At 47.1% G+C, this 18,777-nt stretch carries 13 protein-coding genes; 7 read left to right on the forward strand and 6 right to left on the reverse strand.

All coding sequences use genetic code 11. The features are described from left to right. Window positions 1-15: 15 nt before the first annotated feature. Window positions 16-1,272 carry a sulfate adenylyltransferase subunit 1 gene (locus tag IEV19_RS02675; protein WP_188369158.1) on the forward strand — a complete coding sequence of 419 codons (1,257 nt, stop codon included), beginning with the start codon at window positions 16-18 and terminating at the stop codon, window positions 1,270-1,272. A gap of 30 nt (window positions 1,273-1,302) precedes the next feature. Here IEV19_RS02675 and IEV19_RS02680 read toward each other — a convergent pair whose 3' ends face one another. Continuing rightward, window positions 1,303-2,490 (reverse strand): OmpA family protein, encoded by a 1,188-nt coding sequence (locus IEV19_RS02680; protein ID WP_188369159.1) that lies wholly within the window; start codon window positions 2,488-2,490, stop codon window positions 1,303-1,305. Between the two features lie 319 nt (window positions 2,491-2,809). Here IEV19_RS02680 and IEV19_RS02685 point away from each other — a divergent pair, with 319 nt between their 5' ends. The 6 genes from IEV19_RS02685 to IEV19_RS02710 all read left to right on the forward strand — a co-directional run bounded on the left by IEV19_RS02685 (window position 2,810) and on the right by IEV19_RS02710 (window position 12,329). Next, window positions 2,810-3,058 carry an acyl carrier protein gene (locus IEV19_RS02685; RefSeq protein ID WP_188369160.1) on the forward strand — a complete coding sequence of 83 codons (249 nt, stop codon included), beginning with the start codon at window positions 2,810-2,812 and terminating at the stop codon, window positions 3,056-3,058. A 22-nt stretch (window positions 3,059-3,080) separates the two neighbouring features. Further along, the gene (gene asnB / locus IEV19_RS02690; RefSeq protein ID WP_188369161.1) at window positions 3,081-5,075 is read left to right on the forward strand and encodes an asparagine synthase (glutamine-hydrolyzing); all 1,995 of its coding nucleotides are present in this window, start codon (window positions 3,081-3,083) and stop codon (window positions 5,073-5,075) included. A gap of 3 nt (window positions 5,076-5,078) precedes the next feature. After that, window positions 5,079-6,062 (forward strand): NAD(+) synthase, encoded by a 984-nt coding sequence (gene nadE, locus IEV19_RS02695; protein ID WP_188369162.1) that lies wholly within the window; start codon window positions 5,079-5,081, stop codon window positions 6,060-6,062. 10 nt (window positions 6,063-6,072) lie between these two features. Then, the gene (locus IEV19_RS02700; RefSeq protein ID WP_188369163.1) at window positions 6,073-7,533 is read left to right on the forward strand and encodes a class I adenylate-forming enzyme family protein; all 1,461 of its coding nucleotides are present in this window, start codon (window positions 6,073-6,075) and stop codon (window positions 7,531-7,533) included. Between the two features lie 165 nt (window positions 7,534-7,698). Then, window positions 7,699-11,640, forward strand: coding sequence for a PQQ-dependent sugar dehydrogenase (locus tag IEV19_RS02705; RefSeq protein WP_188369164.1), 3,942 nt, complete (start codon window positions 7,699-7,701; stop codon window positions 11,638-11,640). Continuing rightward, window positions 11,637-12,329: a fibronectin type III domain-containing protein gene (locus IEV19_RS02710; RefSeq protein ID WP_188369165.1), complete on the forward strand. Its 693-nt coding sequence runs from the start codon at window positions 11,637-11,639 to the stop codon at window positions 12,327-12,329. Before IEV19_RS02705 ends, IEV19_RS02710 begins: the two co-directional genes overlap by 4 nt. A 34-nt stretch (window positions 12,330-12,363) precedes the next feature. Here IEV19_RS02710 and IEV19_RS02715 read toward each other — a convergent pair whose 3' ends face one another. The 5 genes from IEV19_RS02715 to IEV19_RS02735 all read right to left on the reverse strand — a co-directional run bounded on the left by IEV19_RS02715 (window position 12,364) and on the right by IEV19_RS02735 (window position 18,760). After that, entirely contained in the window at window positions 12,364-13,020 is a 657-nt protein-coding gene (locus IEV19_RS02715) for a hypothetical protein (RefSeq protein WP_188369166.1), read from the reverse strand. Window positions 13,021-13,263: 243 nt separating this feature from the next. Next, window positions 13,264-14,406: an N-acetyl-alpha-D-glucosaminyl L-malate synthase BshA gene (bshA, locus tag IEV19_RS02720; RefSeq protein WP_188369167.1), complete on the reverse strand. Its 1,143-nt coding sequence runs from the start codon at window positions 14,404-14,406 to the stop codon at window positions 13,264-13,266. A gap of 28 nt (window positions 14,407-14,434) precedes the next feature. Beyond that, window positions 14,435-17,350 carry a serine hydrolase domain-containing protein gene (locus IEV19_RS02725; protein ID WP_188369168.1) on the reverse strand — a complete coding sequence of 972 codons (2,916 nt, stop codon included), beginning with the start codon at window positions 17,348-17,350 and terminating at the stop codon, window positions 14,435-14,437. A gap of 86 nt (window positions 17,351-17,436) precedes the next feature. Next, the gene (locus IEV19_RS02730) at window positions 17,437-17,919 is read right to left on the reverse strand and encodes an ABC transporter ATPase (RefSeq protein WP_188369169.1); all 483 of its coding nucleotides are present in this window, start codon (window positions 17,917-17,919) and stop codon (window positions 17,437-17,439) included. 61 nt (window positions 17,920-17,980) lie between these two features. Then, the gene (locus IEV19_RS02735; protein ID WP_188369170.1) at window positions 17,981-18,760 is read right to left on the reverse strand and encodes a (Fe-S)-binding protein; all 780 of its coding nucleotides are present in this window, start codon (window positions 18,758-18,760) and stop codon (window positions 17,981-17,983) included. Window positions 18,761-18,777 lie beyond the last annotated feature (17 nt).

Below are 18,777 nucleotides of genomic sequence, written 5' to 3' on the forward strand. Positions count from 1 at the left end.
ACGAGAATTGAGCGAATGGAAATAGAACGCAACGAATTACTGAGATTTTCTACCGCAGGGAGTGTCGATGATGGGAAGAGTACCCTGATAGGCCGACTGCTCTACGATTCCAAATCGATCTTTGAAGATCAATTGGAAGCCATTGAAAGTACGAGCCGGAAAAAAGGACACGACGGGGTGGACCTCGCCCTCTTTACAGATGGGCTGAGGGATGAACGTGAGCAGGGGATCACCATTGATGTGGCATATCGATATTTCACGACCCCAAAAAGGAAATTTATCATAGCTGATACGCCCGGGCACGTACAGTACACCCGGAACATGGTCACAGGGGCGTCTACGGCCAATGCAGCCATCATCCTTATCGATGCGCGCCATGGCGTCATCGAACAGACCAAAAGGCATGCCTTTATCGCCTCCCTCCTGCACATCCCCCACGTCATTGTCTGTGTCAATAAAATGGACCTGGTGGATTTCTCTGAGGAAGTTTTTACCACCATCAGGAGCCAATTTGAGGCATTTGCAGCCAAACTGCTGATCCGGGACATACGGTTTATTCCGATCAGCGCCCTGCTGGGTGACAATGTGGTGAATCGGTCCGAAAACATGCCCTGGTATCAGGACGGACCCCTTTTGCACACGCTCGAGACCATGCATATCAGCAGTGACCTCAACAAGGTAGATGCACGGTTTCCTGTACAGACTGTATTGAGGCCCCAGCGTGAAGGTTTTATTGATTACAGAGGTTACGCAGGTCGCATTGCCAGCGGATTCTATCGTGTGGGAGATCAGGTGACTGTATTGCCTTCTGGCTTTTCATCCCGCATCAAATCTATCAAGGGTCCGAACGGTGAGCTTGAAGAGGCCTTTGCCCCTATGTCTGTCGCCTTAGAACTGGAGGATGACATCGATGTAAGCAGGGGAGATATGATCGTTCGTTCCAACAATATGCCAGAATCCTCCCAGGATGTGGAGGTGATGTTGTGCTGGTTGAACAACCGACCCGCCCAGCCCAGGGCCAAGTACACCCTCATGCATACGTCCAACGAACAGAAGGCCATGATCAAAGAAGTGATGTACAAATACGACATCAATACTATGGAGAGGATCAAGGACGATGTAGAGTTGAAGATGAACGACATCAGCAAGGTGAAGCTCAGGACCACCAAGCCGCTCCTTATCGACGCATACAAGGACAATCGTTATACCGGAAGTCTGATCCTGATCGATGATCAGACAAATGAGACCGTCGCTGCAGGGATGATTATTTAAATCCTCGTCTTACCTTATCTTTTCCGGGGATTAATCAGATAAAGGGTTGATGATCCGGATGGCGGTAATATCGGATCTGCGATTTTCTCCATGCTGTTGTGCTGAACAAGGAACCCCGTCTACGCAACCATTTTTCAATTTTGATTCCCCGTGGCCAAATCCTGTCAGCCTCGATTCGGATATTCCTTTGGAAATCAAATAGTCAACCGTACGTTGTGCCCTTCTCTCAGACAGCCATTGATTGTAGTTGGCCGGACCTCTGGAGTCTGTATAGGCATGGATCTCGAAATGAAATTCCGGGTATTGGGACATGAGTGTGGCCACCGCATCTAAGGTGCCTTTGGAAGCTTTGTTGAGATAGGAGGAATCAAAGTCGAAATAAACGTCACCAATACTCTCCAGGGATTCCCGAAGAGTATTATATCGTACAGTTTTATTCTTCTCCTCAGTTGCCAGTCTTGCGGCTTCTTTCTCCTTCTCCAGTCGTTCTGCAAGTAACCTGGCCTCTCCTTCAGCTTTTTGCACAGCAAGCATGGAATCTTTTCGCATTTGCTGTTCCTTATCCATCTTCTGCTGCATAAGTAAGGCCTCCTGGTCTTTTTCACTCAATCCCTTTTCCATTCCGAACCGGTACACTACCCCTGCCGAATGCTGTAGCTGTTTTGTAGAACCTTGCTTAATACCCCATTTGCCGACGGTATTAAAATTAAGACCCCAACGGTCGTTAAACCAGGTATTAAAACCAAAACCCCCATTGGCGGTCATCCGACCCAGGTCATCGATGGAAGAGTATCCTGCACCTACATGCAGATAGGGATCAAACCAGCGGGTATCACCAAAAAGAGTATTCAAATCATAGCTGATCTTCGCGTCCAGGGAATAATAGGTCTGTGGGGCGTCTATAATGACCCCATCAACTTTCTTGCCTTCGGGATAGCGATTATAGCTTCCAATGGCTTCCACTCCCCATCCATTGCTGAAGAACCTTCCGATGCTCAGACGGGAAGGATAGGGGGCAAAATTCCAGGTTTCCCGAATTTTCAGGAAATCTTGTCCGAAAGGGGTTGCAGAATCATCCACGATATTCATACCTATCCCGATCACCCAGGAAGAATGGATGATAGAATCATAGGTAGGATTTTCAGCCGGGTTTTGGCCATAGAGGCTGAAGCAGCCGATCAATAGCACTCCCAGGTACAGGGGAAGGTGATTTTTCATGGTGACAAGATTTGGGATCCTGAACCACAAAATTACAGGATATGAGCTCCGGGAACCAATTGCTCCGTCCTACGTCTCGAAGATTCGATCAAAGGCAAAAAATGGATGTTCTTTATAACGATGAAGTACCCGAAACACTAAAGATTCCCCGGTTTCCCAAAATGTTTTATAAGAAAAGTGTAACAACAGCTAAAAATGGCCGTAAATCGTGAGAATTGGCAATAGACCGAAATTCGATACAGAAATTTCCCTCACTGAATTCTAAAAACTAGATTTATGATCCAAAATTCAAAAAAACCTAAATTAGTTTACGAACATCATGATCACAGAAGTAGCCACCAAACAAAAAGTAAAAGACTACATCCTTAAGGAAACCCTCGCGGATGTCGACCATATCTCCGACGATACTTTAATCTTTGAAACAGGCCTCCTGGACTCCATGGGGCTTCTTTTCTTAATCGAATTCCTCAAAGAAGAATTTGGAATAACCGTGGAGGATCATGAATTAGTCGTCGAGAATTTCCAGTCTATTGAGAATATCGTAGCTTTTATCGACAAAAAGCTGTAAAAAAGCTCACAATCCTTAGCCTATGTGCGGAATAGCCGGATTTTACAACGCCGGAGGCCAAACGGACAGCCGGAAGGAGATTCTGCGCCATATGCTTACGCGTATCAAGCACAGAGGTCCGGACGAGAGCGGTGTCTATCTCAACGAACAGGTAGGTCTGGGGAGTGTTCGCCTGAGTATCATAGATCTCAGTACGGGCACCATGCCACTCTGTAATGAAGACCACTCTTTCTGGATCGTTTTCAACGGCGAGATCTTCAACTATATCGAGCTCAAAGAAGAATTGGAAGCTTTGGGTCATCGTTTTGAAACTTCCAGTGATACGGAGGTCATCGTGCATCTGTATGAAGAATTTGGCCCGGATTTTCTGCATAAACTCAATGGGCAATTTGCCATTGCGATCTGGGACAAAAACAGATCGGAGTTATTTCTGGCCCGTGATCGGGTAGGTATACGGCCTTTATTCTACACCACACAGGGTGATACTTTCATCTTTGCTTCTGAGATCAAGGCTTTACTTGAATATCCGGACCTCGAACTGAAATTAAGTCCGAAAGCAATCGCTCAATACTTTACATTCTGGACGGCTTTGACCCCCACTACGGCTTTCGAAGGAGTGTACGAATTACCTCCTGGAAGTTATATGGTTGTAAATGAGCAGGGTAAGACCGTAAGACGTTTCTGGGAGCTCCCGACACACAAGGAGGACTCCTGCGTCTATCACAATGTGGAGGACGCAGCAATTGCCTTTGAAAAAATATTCAGGGACGCCGTGCGCCTGAGGTTGCGCGCTGATGTACCCGTAGCCGCATATCTGAGCGGTGGGATCGATTCAAGCGTAACCACATCGTTTATTAAGAGTATTTCCCCGGATAACCTCAGGACCTTTTCTATCGGGTTTGAAGAGAAAGATTACGATGAATCTTCCTATCAGAACCTGGCATCTGAATATTTTCAGACCGATCATTCCGCGGTTACCTGTTCTTCCAGAGATATTGCACAGGAATTTGAGGTAGTGGTGTGGCATGCGGAGGCACCTCTGCTGAGGACAGCACCCGCACCGATGAGCCTTTTGGCCAAAAGTGTGAGAGATCAGAATATAAAGGTTGTGATCACAGGTGAAGGGGCCGATGAGCTCCTGGGGGGGTATAACATCTTCAAAGAAACCAAGATCAGGAGATTCTGGGCGAAGGACCCAAATTCTAAGTTCAGGTCACTGTTGCTGAAGAAGCTGTATCCTTATCTCCCGCAGATGAAGAATGCGAACAACAATGTCCTGAAAATGTTCTTTGGCTACAGGTTGGGCGAAACCGAACATCCTTTTTATTCACATCTTTTGAGATGGAACAATACAGGGAGGATCAGGAACTACCTTTCTCAGTCCTTTAAGGAAGTATGTGAAGGATATGACCCCATGGACGATATCCAATCACATTATCAGAGTAAACTCGAAGGACTGGATTCTCTGGCAAAAGCCCAGCGATTAGAAGTCGACATCTTTATGTCAGGTTACCTGCTATCTTCCCAGGGTGACCGCATGGCCATGGCTCACTCAGTGGAGGGCCGTTATCCCTTCCTAGATTACCGGGTCATAGAATTTTGCATGTCCCTCGATCCGGACCTGAAACTGAATGGCCTGAATGAAAAATATCTTTTAAAGAAAATGATGAAGAACCGGATCCCCGATCCCATCCTGAACCGTCCCAAACAGGCGTACAGAGCGCCCATCAAGAGCGTTCTGGCTGCTGAAGATGGTCCGGAGTATTTCAAGGAAATGCTATCAGGTCCGGTACTGGAAGATTTTGGCATATTCCATCCTAATTATGTCGATCAGCTCTTGAAAAAAATGAGGACTAAAAGTGTGGTATCGGAAATCGACAATATGGCTCTAACCGCAGTGCTTTCAACTCAAATACTGCATGATAAATTTGTCAAAAAGAATATTCCGCAGTTAAAAACAGAAAACCTGATTACTTTAAATAAATTCATCGTCGAAGACGCAATCGTAAAATCATAAAATATGAAATCAACCGTACAAAAAAAGGCTTTTTCTAAAGATATACTCCACCTTGAAAATATTGAGGAGGTATGTGAGAACATCATGAAAAAATTAAGGACAGATGTCGCCCAGAAACTGCAGCGAAGAGGGGGTGTGGTTGGGATAAGCGGAGGAATCGATTCTTCTGTGGTGCTGGCCCTGACCTCAAAGGCACTCGGTCCGGAAAAAGTCCTTGGCGTGATGCTCCCTGAGCGGGATTCAAGTGATGAAAGCCGGCTCTTTGCTGAGAAACTGGCAGCGAAGTTCGGGGTGAAGACTTTGGTGGAAGACATCACAGGGGCCCTAGATGGGTTTGATTGTTACGGGCGCCGCGATGAAGCTATTGGAAATGTGATCCCCGACTTCGATCCGAAGCGGGATAAATCCAAGATCGAGATCAAACAAAATATCGGACAAAATATCCCGGCTATTTTTTCTATCACAGTGATCAAACCCGATGGAGAGGTGATCAGCAAATTGTTGCCGGCCAAGGAATACCTGCAGATCGTAGCAGCCTCCAATTTTAAACAGAGGAGCCGAATGTCTATGCTCTATTACCATGCCGAGCGACTTCATTATGCGGTTATTGGCACGCCGAACAAACACGAAGTGGAACAAGGGTTCTTTGTAAAATACGGAGACGGCGGGGCCGATGTGATGCCTATCGGGCATCTCTTCAAGACTCAGGTTTACCAGATTGCCAGGTATATGGGGGTACCTGAGGAAATTATTTCCCGTACTCCTACCACAGATACATATACCGCGGAGCAAACTCAGGAAGATTTCTTTTACCAGCTTCCCTTTGAAGTAATGGATCTTATCTGGTATGGATGGGAGAACGGATATCCTGCAGAAGAGGTAGCCCCCGTTATGGACAAAACAGCAGAGGAGATTGAAAATATCTACAAGAGTTTCGACAGAAAGAAAAAGACGACCGAATACCTGAGGATGAAGCCCATTTTTTAATGTTACAGGGATGAATGTTTTTGATTACTTTTTCGATTCGATCAAAGACTGGGAAAAGCCTTTTATTGCAAATGCCAAAAGGCGTGTTACCTTTAATTCCCTCTATCAAAATAGTTCCAGACTGGCCTCATTTCTCTCCAGAGAAGTGGGTTCTCAGCAAAATATCCTCCTGGTCAGTCCTAATTCGGAGTATTTTATTACCGTATATCTGGCTATCCTCAAATCCGGCAATGTCTGTATCCCCCTGAACCAGGGGACCGAACAGGAGAATCTGAATTACATTCTTACCCAGACCGAAAGTCGGATCATATTTTCGGTTCCACAGCTGAAACTCTCTGAACGGGTCCCTGATTCTGTCAGCGTACTTGAAGAAAAGGATGTAGAACAGATTACTACTTCAGAATCTCCTGTCGAGACCCAACCGGCATTTGATCCGGACCGGACCGCCGAGATTATTTTTACTTCCGGGTCCACAGGCGAACCCAAAGGCGTCATGCTCAGCCATGGGAATATCATGGCCAACACGGATTCTATCATCGAGTATCTGAAGCTCGGGGAAAACGACCGAATGTGTGTGGTACTTCCCTTTTTCTATTGCTACGGACTTTCTTTGCTTCATACCCATTTGAGGGTTGGAGGCTCTCTTGTTTTAAATAACAGTTTTATTTTCCTGGGGTCAGTACTGAACGATCTTAAGAACTACCGGTGTACGGGCTTTGCAGGGGTCCCCAGTCATTTCCAGATCCTGTTAAAAAAATCGGACTCCTTCAAAACAACTCAATTCCCTGATCTCAGATATGTAACCCAGGCCGGTGGCAAATTGCACGATGTCTTTGTTCAGGAGTTCGTTAGCGCATTTCCAAAGGTCGAGTTTTACATCATGTACGGCCAGACGGAGGCCACCGCGAGACTATCTTATCTGCCTGCAGAAGAGATCAGGAGAAAACCCGGATCCATTGGGATTCCCATACCGGGAGTAGAGCTAAAAATCATCGATTCCATGGGTAATCCATTGCCGGCAGAAAAAGAAGGAGAATTAATTGCGAGGGGGAAAAATATTATGAAGGGTTATTATAGGGATGAAAAAGAAACTTCAGTGACTCTGAAAGATGGATGGCTTCACACCGGGGATATTGCCAGAGAGGATGCAGACGGTTACTTCTATATCACCGCAAGAAAGAAAGAGATCATTAAAGTAGGTGGGAAAAGAGTAAGCCCCAAGGAGATAGAAGAGGTCATTCTCGGCTTACCCGAAGTTATTGACTGCACCATCTCGGCCCAGGAGGATCCACTGCTGGGGGAATCTATCAAAGCGTCCATCGTACTTGATAAGAATCATGACGAAGAGAAAATGAGGGAAAGAATCACGAAACACTGTTCTCAACATCTCGCCTTGTACAAGATTCCTCAATCTATCGAGTTTCTAAAATCCATGGAATTGAGTGCCACGGGCAAAAAGATCAAACAGTAAAAGCTGTTCCGGGTTTAATATTTGGCGTATTTCATCTAATTTGACCCTGTCCTTTTCTATTTTTGACAGGGGTTCCCTAAATTAGGTCGCCTACCTATGTATTGCATGCTACAAATAACCAACTGAATGCGCTTTTTCAGATTTTCTAAAATTTACTTCTCGCTGTTGCAATTAGGATTCCTGCTCTTCTTTGCTGCGTCTTGGGCCCAGGTAACCTACGAAGAAGCCTTCCCTAATCTCACTTTTCAGTATCCTGTTGAAATTCAGCCCTCTGTGGATGGAACGGACAGGATTTTTGTGGTAGAACAGCCCGGGCGGATCGTGGTCTTTCCCAATGATCCTGGCGTGACAACTGCCCAGAAATCCGTGTTTCTGGACCTTACAGGTGTCGTCAGCTACAGCAGCGGACAGGAGATCGGTTTACTCGGACTCGCCTTTCACCCCAATTACAATGTAAACGGCTATTTCTATGTGTATTACACGGCCCCCAGTTCCGTTTCAGGGATCAACGTGGAAATTGTTCTCGCGAGGTACCAGGTGAGCAATACAGATCCGGACAGCGCCAATCCGGGCAGTGAGCTTATCTTATTCAGTTTCGATAAAAACCAATCCAGTTCTAACCACAATGGTGGTAAGATCGCTTTTGGCCCTGATGGGTATCTGTACATTTCTGTCGGAGATGGCGGCGGTGCAGGAGACCCGAATAAGAACGCCCAGGATCTGGATAATATATTCGGCAGTATTCTCAGAATCGATGTGGACGTTGACGGGAGTAACCCGGTAGAGGCCAATCCCGACCTTCCGGATGGGAATTACGAGATACCTGCAGACAATCCAAGGGTGGGTCTTTCCGGCCTGGATGAACTTTATGCCTGGGGTATTCGAAATACATGGAAGCTGTCTTTTGACCCCCCTACCAACAGACTATGGGGTGCGGATGTGGGCCAGGGGGATTACGAGGAAATCAACCTTATCACCAATGGAGGTAATTACGGATGGGATCGGTTTGAGGGGAATTCCCTGGAAGATACCTCCACCTCTTTGGTGACCACTCCTGACATAAAGCCCATCTTTGAATACGATCATCTCAACGGGGACGTGTCCATAACAGGTGGCTACGTCTACAGAGGTACCAGCACAGATCCTTTGTTACAAGGGAAGTATATCTATGGAGATTACATTTCAGGACGGGTTTGGTCATTGGATTACAATGAATCTTTGGGAACTGCCACATCAACTGAGTTATTCGACCTGAGTGGTCAGTATATCTCGAGTTTCGGACTCGACGAAAGTGGAGAACTCTATTTCAGCAATTATGGAAATTCTGCCAGGATTTACAGGATCACGGGGGGAACCGGAGGGGGAACCAATACTCCCGTTAACGGCTTTGGCAAATGGTATACCCTGGAGAGTGGTGTAAACGGCGTAGTGGAAAGCCTGTCGGTCTTATCGGAGGACGTGGTGTATGTGGGGGGCGATTTTACCTCCGCAGGGGGGATTTCTACTGTGGATATGGCAACCTATTCTCCCCAAAATGGCTGGAATGCGTTTGGGGGAGGAACAAACGGAAAAGTGAATAGCATAGCGACAGACAGTAACGGCAATGTTTATGTGGGAGGAGAGTTTACTCAGATCGGCGGGATCACTGCCAACAACATTGCCTTTTGGAATGGGACTTCCTGGAATGCCATGGGTACCGGCACAGACGGACCGGTTGCCAAAATCGGCGTAGACAGCGCAGACCGGGTATATGTAGGTGGAGTATTTGTTACAGCCGGAGGGATCACAGTTAATAATATCGCTTTGTGGACTGGTAGTTGGTCTGCCCTTACAGACGCCGGCAATAGTTTAATCGGCACTAATAATGAAATCAGAGCAATTGCATTCGATGAGAATGATGTCCTTTATGTCGGAGGCAATTTTGATTCGGCAGGGGGAAATTCAGCTCCGAGGATCGCAACCTGGGATGGAACCAATTGGGGCACACTCGGTCTGGGAACCAGTGGGTTTGTGCAGGCCATAACCATAGATGCCGGTTTTGTTTACGCAGGGGGAAACTTCGCTGAGGCAGGCGGTCTGACAGTTAACAGGATCGCGAGATGGGATAGGAATTTACTGGTATGGGAAGCACTAGGTGTCGGGCTTAGCGGCAATGTACGTTCCCTGATTCAGAATGGATCGTACCTATACGTGGGCGGTAGTTTTGAGACGGCAACCGATATACCGGGAACGAATAAGATCGTCAATAATATTGCCCGATGGAGTGAAGGAACAGGATGGGAAGCCCTGGGCACAAATACGAATGTAGGGGTCAGCACCCAGATCAATGCCCTCGGGTTTTCATCGGAAGGCAATAATCTTTTTGCCGGAGGTAATTTTACTTCGGCAGGTCTCACAAGTGCGCTGAATATAGCCAGGTGGAACGCTGTGGACTGCGCTTCTACTCCTATAACCATCGAATACCAGAGAAATAGTGGCAGTTGGACAGTAGCCGGAAATGAGATTCAGGTTGTGGAAGGTGAGGCCATCGGCCTTAGCACAGTAGAAAGCGATACTGATTTTGAAATCACCCTTCCTGACGGCACGAAAGTCACAGGCAATTATACCATCCCGGGTATTATGGAGTCAGATGAGGGGATGTATCTCTTTACTTTGAGCAATGGTTGTTATGAGGTCTTGTCCATAATCGTCAATCCACCCGGAGATGATGATAACGACGGGGTAGACAATACGGTGGACCTCTGTCCGAACACACCTGCTGGTGAATACGTGGATGCGAATGGGTGTTCCCAAAGCCAGTTGGACGATGATAACGACGGGGTTAGCAACGACCTGGATCAGTGTCCGAATACTCCGGCAGGGGCCTCTGTAAATTCTGAGGGTTGTGCACAAAGTCAGCTTGACGATGATAACGACGGAGTGAACAACGATCTGGATCAATGTCCCAATACGCCGGCAGGAGCCACCGTGAATTCAGTGGGTTGTGCTCAAAGTCAGCTTGACGACGATAACGACGGGGTCAGCAATGATCAGGATCTGTGCCCAAATACGCCGTCAAACGAAACGGCTGATGCAAATGGCTGCTCACCCTCCCAACTGGATGACGACAACGATGGGGTAAGCAATGCTGTGGATCAGTGCCCAAATACTCCGGCTGGGGCTACGGTCGACCAGTTTGGATGCGAGGCGGGCCAATTGGATGGGGACAATGATGGAGTCACTAACGACCTCGATCTTTGTCCGAACACTCCCAACGGAGAATCTGTAGATGCTGATGGATGCAGTCAAAGTCAGCTGGATGACGACAATGACGGAGTCTCCAACGATCTTGATCAATGCCCGAATACTGCTCCGGGTATTGCGGTAGACAGCACAGGATGCCCGGTGACGGGTCTTCCTTCGGATAATTTTGTGATCGCTGTCACCTCCAATTCTTGTCCTGGACAGGCCAATGGGCTTTTGAACATCTCGGCAGTTCAGGCATTGTCCTATACAGCACAGATCACCTCGGCGAGTTATTCACAAACCTTCAATTTCTCTCAGAACCTGGAGGTTACCGATCTGATTGCAGGAACCTATGAAATATGTATTACCGTTAGTGAGATTCCTGCATATGAATTCTGTGGCAGAGCAACTGTCTCGGAACCTGAGGAGCTAAGTGTAGATTCCTCAATCAATTCCATCGACGGTACACTGACCCTTCTTTTCTCAGGGGCGTCTTTGTACACGGTCGAATTCAATTCTCAGATTTTTAAGACAGGATCCGACAAAATGACTCTCGAGCTTAAAAAGGAGGTCAATACCGTAAAAGTATATACAGAACAGGACTGCCAGGGGGAATATATGGAGACCATTTATCTGGCTGCAGATGCGGTAGTATTTCCGAATCCGTTTCAGGATGAGATCCATGTTCAGATCAATCGGCCTGACAGCAGAACTGTCCAAATCGATGTATTCGCAGAAAATGGAAGTCTTGTGGTCTCCCAGGAAAACGAGGTCATTGATGGACTGATCACCCTTAATGCAAGCGCGCTGCCAGGCGGGATTTACTTTATAAAGGTGAGCACACCTAATTTTGTCAAAAACTTTAAAGTGATAAAAAAATGAGGCCACTGATAGGATTCATAGCAAGTCTGATTCTCATACTGGCATCCTGTGGCAAGGACAGGGATCTGGCTTCGCTGCTGATAAGTCCGGATGCCGCCTCTTTAGTATTTCCGGAAAACCTGACCGAATGTTATGAAGGTACGCTGATTTCGGCAACGCTTAGTGAGGTTACTCTTCAATGGAATGCCTCAGCCAATACAGATCGCTATGAGCTTCATATCTCACATCTAATCAATGGCTCCAAGGATATATATACCACTGAAAATGTCAATTTTACAGCCCGTATAGAGAGGGGAGTGCCCTATTCCTGGTATGTAGTGTCATTGGCTGATGGTTCAAACGCCACCGCGACCAGCGATACCTGGTCGTTTTACAATGCCGGAGACGCTATCACTTCATATGTTCCTTTCCCTGCAGAAGCCTTAAATCCGCTGCCTGGAGCATCTTTATCTGGTATGAGCTCGGTCAATCTGACCTGGCAGGCTGCAGATCTGGACGATGACATTGTGGAATATGATGTATATTTTGGAAGTTCAAAGCCTCCGGTAATGTTTGAACAAGATCTTTCGACTGCCTCCCTCACCTCTGTCCCGGTGACTTCGGGCACAACTTATTTTTGGAAGATCGTCACAAGGGACGCAATTGGTAATGAATCCGATTCGGAAGTATTCAGCTTTTCGGTAAATTAACCAGAGGTGGCAATATGTTGAGAAACACCTCCCTTTACTTTCGTGAAGGAGTAATTTTATCGTAGAATTCAATCATGTCAGTAGAAAGATCGCTAAAAGTAACTTTCTTTCTGAACAAGAACCAGTTTTCAGTTCTCATGATATAGGGCTTGAAACCTGCATAATAGCAAGCTTTAATTGAATTGACGTTGTCCTCTGGAGAAAAAGTAATGACGAATCGGGCATTGAATTCTTCAGCCTTTTTTGCAACTAGGTCCATTGCGTGAGGCATGACCCCAAATCCCCTGTATTTAGGTAGTGTAAATGCATTTTCTATAAGAGCCTCATTGCTGGCGAGAACCGGGTAGGAGTCTCCCCAAAAGTCCCTTATCTTATCATTTTGGGATGAACTTATGAGCCACTGACGAAAACATGGGACCCCATCCTCGGTCACTGCGACATAGCAATACGGGATGTTCCGTTCAACAATGCCAAAATTTTGATGATCCATCTCAAAATGGGAATGATGTTCGGGCCTGGCAACTTCGATCCTAACTTTTTTCAGAGATCTCACGGGCTTTATGGGAATCGTAAGATCCCTTTTCATACCAAAGGCACGCTGACTGGATTTAATGCGTTTTGCAATTCCTTTTATCAGAAATTGGAATTCCCCTTCTCGCAGGAGATTATAAATCAATCTGAGTTTATCCAAATGTTTTGAAAATCAGTTTTACGCAATAAAATAAATATCATCACCGTAGAGATGAATTCTTACAGGGTAATAATTCCCTACGTAGGACCAATATTACTGAAATTTTTCGTCCAATCAGTGTGAGCAATGTAAAGTAAATTTACTCAGTGTCGAACAATGATTCGCTATAACGACCAGAATGAAGTTGAATTTCACAATCCAGGACGGATTGTGTTTTGATACCGTCCGAAATTTACGGCGGAATCATTCCACACTTTTGAAATATTCCCTGTAGGCCTTCTCATACAAATCCTCATATAGCGGCAGCACGTGTTGCAGATCGAACTTCAGAGCCGTCTTGTAGGCGTTCATTTTAAAGCCTTCCAGGGTCTTTTGATCTTTCAGGATGTGCAGTGCGTTTTTGACCATGTCATCCACATCCCCAACATCACTCAGGAAGCCGGTTACCCCGTGAATATTGACCTCCGGGATCCCGCCGGTATTGCTGGAGATCACGGGTACCTTATTGATCATGGCCTCCAGGGCCGCCAGTCCGAAACTTTCCGACTTGGAAGGTAGCAGGAAGAGATCTGAGAAACACAATATGCGGTCTATCTCAGAACTCTGACCGAGAAACACTACTTTTTGGGTAATTCCCAATTCATCAACCAGCATTTCCGCCTTCTCTTTTTCAGGTCCTTCCCCTACCATGATCAGTTTGGCGGGCATCTCCTTCTGGATCCCGTAGAATACCTTGATCACATCCGGGATGTGCTTTACCTTCCTGAAATTACTGATATGGGTGATGATCTTTTCATCCTCCCCAGCCATGAGGGAGCGCTGGCAATCGGTAAATTCAGCACTGTACTTACGCGTGTCTATAAAGTTGGGAATAACCTCGATCTCCTTATCAATCTCGAAGAAATCCAGGGTCTTTTGCCTCAGGTCTGCCGAAACACTGGTCACTACCTCGGATTTATTGATACTGAATGTGACTGCCGGCTTGTAAAAGGGATGGTTCCCCACCAGGGTGATATCTGTCCCGTGGAGGGTGGTGATCATGGGAATGTAAATCCCCTCCTCTTCCAATATCTTCTTGGCCATGTAGCCCGCGTAGGCATGGGGGATGGCGTAATGTACATGCAATAGCTCTATCCCGTGTAGTTTGATGGTGTCTACCAGCTTACTGGAGAGGGCCAGTTCATAGGGCTGATAATGGAACAAGGGATATTCAGGGACGTGCACCTCATGGAAATGAATGTTATTACTCAGCAATTCCAGCCTGACGGGCTGACGGTAGGTCACGAAGTGGATCTCATGCCCCCTGTTGGCCAGGGCTATCCCGAGTTCTGTGGCTACTACCCCACTCCCACCAAAAGTGGGATAACATACGATGGCGATCTTCATGACGTAAACTTACATTTAATTTCCCTTCCTAATTGATAATGGAATCATAAATAGCCTGCTGGATACGGGTCCGCAATTCGGATTTGATCAGGAGGTTATTGCTCGATGAGGGATAGGTACGGTTCGACAAAAAGACATAAACGATTTCCTCATCGGGGTCGGCCCAGGTATAGGTGCCTGTGAAGCCACTATGGCCAAAGCTCTTGCGACTTACACAGCCACAGGTGGGCCCGTGTTCTTCGAGCTGTGGTTTGTCGAACCCCACCCCACGTCTGACATCCTCCTTGCAGAAATAACATCTGTTGAATTTCTCGATAGTCCTCGACAGCAGCAGGCGATCCCCTCCGTAATACCCCCCTTGCAGGTACATTTGCATGATCTTGGCCACATCCCTGGCATTGCTGAACAATCCGGCATGGCCTCCTACCCCGCCCTGCATGGCCGCTCCCATGTCGTGCACATATCCCTGTACGGTCTGGTACCTGTAATAATTATCGATCTCCGAAGGTACGATCCGTGCCTTATCGAAATATTCCAGGGGCTTAAAGCGGGTATTGTCCGCCCCCAGGGGTTTGTAGAACTCTTCCGTAGCCAATTGGTCAAGGGTTTCTCCCAGAGTTTGTTCTATGTATTTTTTCATCACGTAATACGCCACATCGCTGTACCTGTAACGATTCGATTTTAGAGACTGTCTCCCTATCCTGTTGTAAATGGAATCCTGGTAGGCATCACTTAGATAGAGATTGTCTGTTACCTTGATGGAATAACCCGGACCCGGACGGGCTCGGTAGAATTCGGGGGAGGGCTTCCGGTTCTTATCCAGGGTTGCCAAATAGAACGCGATCCAGGAAGGCAGCCTGCCGTAATGGCTGAGAGCTTTAAGCACCGTAACATCCTTGAGTTTTGTCGTGTCATAGGCCGGGATCAATTTTCCGAAAGTATCGTTCAGGGAGATCTTACCCTGCTCCTCCATAGACATGACAATAGGAAGGGTAGCCAGGATCTTGGTAAGGGAGGCCAGATCATACAGGTGTTCTGAGGTAATGGAGTCCGCAGAATCATAGGTGGGTTTCCCGAAGTTCTTTTCGTAGATCACCTTCCCTTTGCGGGCCACAAGTACTTGTGCTCCAGGAAACATCATGGAATCTATGCCGTTCTGTACGAGTGTATCTACCCTCGCCAGTGTTTTTCGGTCCATACCCACCCTTTCGGGGATGCTGAAGCCTAACCTACCTAGCGACTTCCCCAGGATACCTGTCCCTGCAGGATGACCAGATCCAAGAGATACCGGTAGCTTCCCTCTGGCAGGAATGGCCCCGAAAATGATCTCCGCTGTCTTTTCCTGTGCGATCTCGCTGTTCTGATAGCTCAGCACCAATGCATCCAGATCGTCATAACTTACCACATCCAGCAATGCATAGGGCCTTGCGAATACGGAAAGTACCAGGTTGAAACTTCGCTGCCTGCCCAATTCTGCCAGCCAGTACAGTTCTTTTTCAGTGAACTTAAAAGGCTTCCAGGGGCTTTCATTACTCTTGTGAAACCCAACGATAACCACATTGTAGGGCTCCAGGTTTTTTTTCAACGTCCCAATATCCTTGCCCTCCACAGGGGTTACCTCTGTATATCTCTTCAGGGCACTTAAAAAAGACTCCCCCGAATCATCCCCCATGGCTACATATGCGATCTTCTTGTTCTCCAGGTTCTTCACCGGCAACAGGTCGACGTTGTTCCTTACCAGGGTGATGGCGTGTTCAAAGGCCTCTTCGTAAAGCAAGGTATCCTCAAGGGCATTGAGGTCATCATTCAGCCCTTCGAGAGGAATGGGTTGATAAGCGTGCAAACCCGATTTGTATTTAGCCATCAATATCTTCCTGACAGAAGCTGAAAGACGGGATTCGGTGATCAACCCTTCCCGATATGCCTTTAACAAGGCTGCTCTTGCCCCCATCAGGTTTGCCGGCATGAGAAGTATGTCATTCCCGGCGAGGAAGGCCTGCAATGCTGCATTGTCTTCCCCTGCAAAGTTGGTCACACCTTTCATATTCAGGGCATCCGTAAGAACCAGGCCCTGAAACCCCAGCTCCTGTTTCAATGTCTGGGAAATGATGTTTTTTGAGAGGGAAGATGGCCTCTTCTCTTCCAGTTCAAGGGCCGTTACATTCAAATGGGCTACCATCACCCCGGAAACCCCCTCCTTTATTAATCTTTTATAGGGATGGATCTCAATACTGTCCAGTCTTTCTTTTTCGAATGGAATCACAGGCAGGTCCTTGTGTGAATCGACCTCCGTATCCCCATGTCCTGGAAAATGCTTGGCACTGGTTAAGACTCCGGCCCTGCTCATCCCTCGGACGAAGGCTGCTCCTTTTTGAGCCACGTTCTGACGCTCTTCTCCAAAAGACCTGTTCCCAATGATGGGATTCCGGGGATTGATGTTGATATCCACATCCGGGGCAAAGTTGATATGCACCCCCAGGCGTTTTGCGTGGGTTCCTATCCTAAAGCCTATCTTTTCGATCACACTTGAATCCCGGATGGCCCCCAGGGTCATGTTCCAGGGATAGGCAAAAGTGGAATCGAGTCGCATAGCGAGACCCCATTCCGCATCCATCCCAATTAGCAAAGGGATCCTGGATATCGATTGATACTCATTGGTGAGTTTAGCCTGCCTTACAGGTCCGCCCGTCGAAAAGATTAGTCCACCGAGATGCTCCTCCCTGATCAGATCTTTTATCCTGTCTGTGGATTCCTTATTCTGATCTGAAGCGACCAACACCATAAACAATTGCCCTATCTTCTCCTCCAGGCTCATTGTACCATAGATTTCGTCAACCCACTGCTGTTGGGCCAAACTGTCTGGCGTAAGCAATGGGTTTCCCTGAGCCAAAATCACAGCCGGGAGAATCAGTAATAAAAGGGAGGATATAATAATTTTCCGCATAGGCGATCTGAACATTGAATCTAACTGTGATGCTTGAGAATTATTGCGTTTTTAACGGTTAACGCCCTGAATTTGTGGTGAATGCACTAAATGAACCGGCCATGCCAGCTTTCTGAGGCAGGTACCTCCCAGTGTTCGAGGTACTCCTGCTTGTTGACCACAAGGTTGTTGAAGACGATGGTGTTTTTTGAGATAGCCTTGGCTTTGGCCATTTTCTTAAAATCCGCCATGGACTTGTACGTGATATAGTCGCCCTGTTTAAAGGATACATTCATCCTGTCGAGCAGCTCGACCCCGAATCGTTTCTCCAGGCCCTGAATGAAGTGAACGGAAGCATCTATACTACACCCGGAAGCTGATGCCTGTGTCTGGTCGAGCCCAAACACAATAAAACGCTTATATCTTATCTCATAACCGGCATGGAGTGACGCTCCATGGGCCGTCCACTGGGTGAGGAATTGCGGAATCAATTCGTTGAGTTCTTTTAACTCGGCTTCGGAAAAATTCCTGTCGGCCTGATAGACCCAAATCCTGGAAGTATCAGGCAATTCTTCAAATGCCACTAACATAGTTGTCCTTTATTCATATTCATCTTCATTCTACACTAAAATCGTTCCAAAAATACCTGGATCAAAGATCCTCGGCCTTAGACATCAACTCTGCAATATCCATCACCGCGATCGCACCTTCTTTCTCCTTATTTTTCACCCCATCTGTCATCATTGTATTACAAAAAGGACAGGCGGCAGCGATAATTTCCGGCTGGGTCTCCAGAGCTTGCTCAGTGCGTTCAATATTCACCTCCTTATCGCCCTTTTCAGCTTCTTTGAACATCTGGGCTCCTCCGGCACCACAGCACAAGCCCCTCTGTTTGCAATTCTTCATCTCCACGAGCTCTGCATCCAGCTTGCGAATAAGCTCCCTGGGGGCTTCGTATACATTATTGGCTCTCCCGAGGTAACAGGGGTCATGAAAGGTGATCCTCTTGCCCCTGAATGTTCCTCCCTGAAGTGTGAGACGTCCTTCCTCCAGAAGTTGCTTCAAGAACTGCGTATGGTGCATCACCTCGTAATTGCCTCCCAGGCCCGGATACTCGTTTTTAAGGGTATTAAAGCAATGCGGACAGGCTGTGACCACTTTTTTGATACCATACCCGTTCATTACTTCAATATTGGTGACCGCTTGCATCTGGAAAAGGAATTCATTGCCGGCCCTCTTGGCAGGATCTCCCGAGCAGCTCTCTTCTGTACCCAGAACCGCAAAGCTTACCCCGGCCTTTTCAAGAAGTTTTACAAAGGCCTTGGTGATCTTTTTTGCCCTGTCGTCAAAACTGCCGGCACATCCTACCCAGAACAGAACTTCCGGTTCTTTGCCTTCGGCGAACAGGGATGCCATGGTCGGTACATTCATTTTATCCTCTTTCTATT

The organism is Muriicola marianensis (genome assembly GCF_014638095.1).
Taxonomy (GTDB): Bacteria; Bacteroidota; Bacteroidia; order Flavobacteriales; family Flavobacteriaceae; genus Muriicola; species Muriicola marianensis.

Excerpts from the sequence above, each read along its gene's own strand:
- IEV19_RS02675 (WP_188369158.1), top strand. The coding sequence starts at position 16 with ATGGAAATAGAACGCAACGAATTACTGAGATTTTCTACCGCAGGGAGT.
- IEV19_RS02680 (WP_188369159.1), bottom strand. The coding sequence starts at position 2,490 with ATGAAAAATCACCTTCCCCTGTACCTGGGAGTGCTATTGATCGGCTGC.
- IEV19_RS02685 (WP_188369160.1), top strand. The coding sequence starts at position 2,810 with ATGATCACAGAAGTAGCCACCAAACAAAAAGTAAAAGACTACATCCTT.
- asnB (WP_188369161.1), top strand. The coding sequence starts at position 3,081 with ATGTGCGGAATAGCCGGATTTTACAACGCCGGAGGCCAAACGGACAGC.
- nadE (WP_188369162.1), top strand. The coding sequence starts at position 5,079 with ATGAAATCAACCGTACAAAAAAAGGCTTTTTCTAAAGATATACTCCAC.
- IEV19_RS02700 (WP_188369163.1), top strand. The coding sequence starts at position 6,073 with ATGAATGTTTTTGATTACTTTTTCGATTCGATCAAAGACTGGGAAAAG.
- IEV19_RS02710 (WP_188369165.1), top strand. The coding sequence starts at position 11,637 with ATGAGGCCACTGATAGGATTCATAGCAAGTCTGATTCTCATACTGGCA.
- bshA (WP_188369167.1), bottom strand. The coding sequence starts at position 14,406 with ATGAAGATCGCCATCGTATGTTATCCCACTTTTGGTGGGAGTGGGGTA.
- IEV19_RS02725 (WP_188369168.1), bottom strand. The coding sequence starts at position 17,350 with ATGCGGAAAATTATTATATCCTCCCTTTTATTACTGATTCTCCCGGCT.
- IEV19_RS02730 (WP_188369169.1), bottom strand. The coding sequence starts at position 17,919 with ATGTTAGTGGCATTTGAAGAATTGCCTGATACTTCCAGGATTTGGGTC.
- IEV19_RS02735 (WP_188369170.1), bottom strand. The coding sequence starts at position 18,760 with ATGAATGTACCGACCATGGCATCCCTGTTCGCCGAAGGCAAAGAACCG.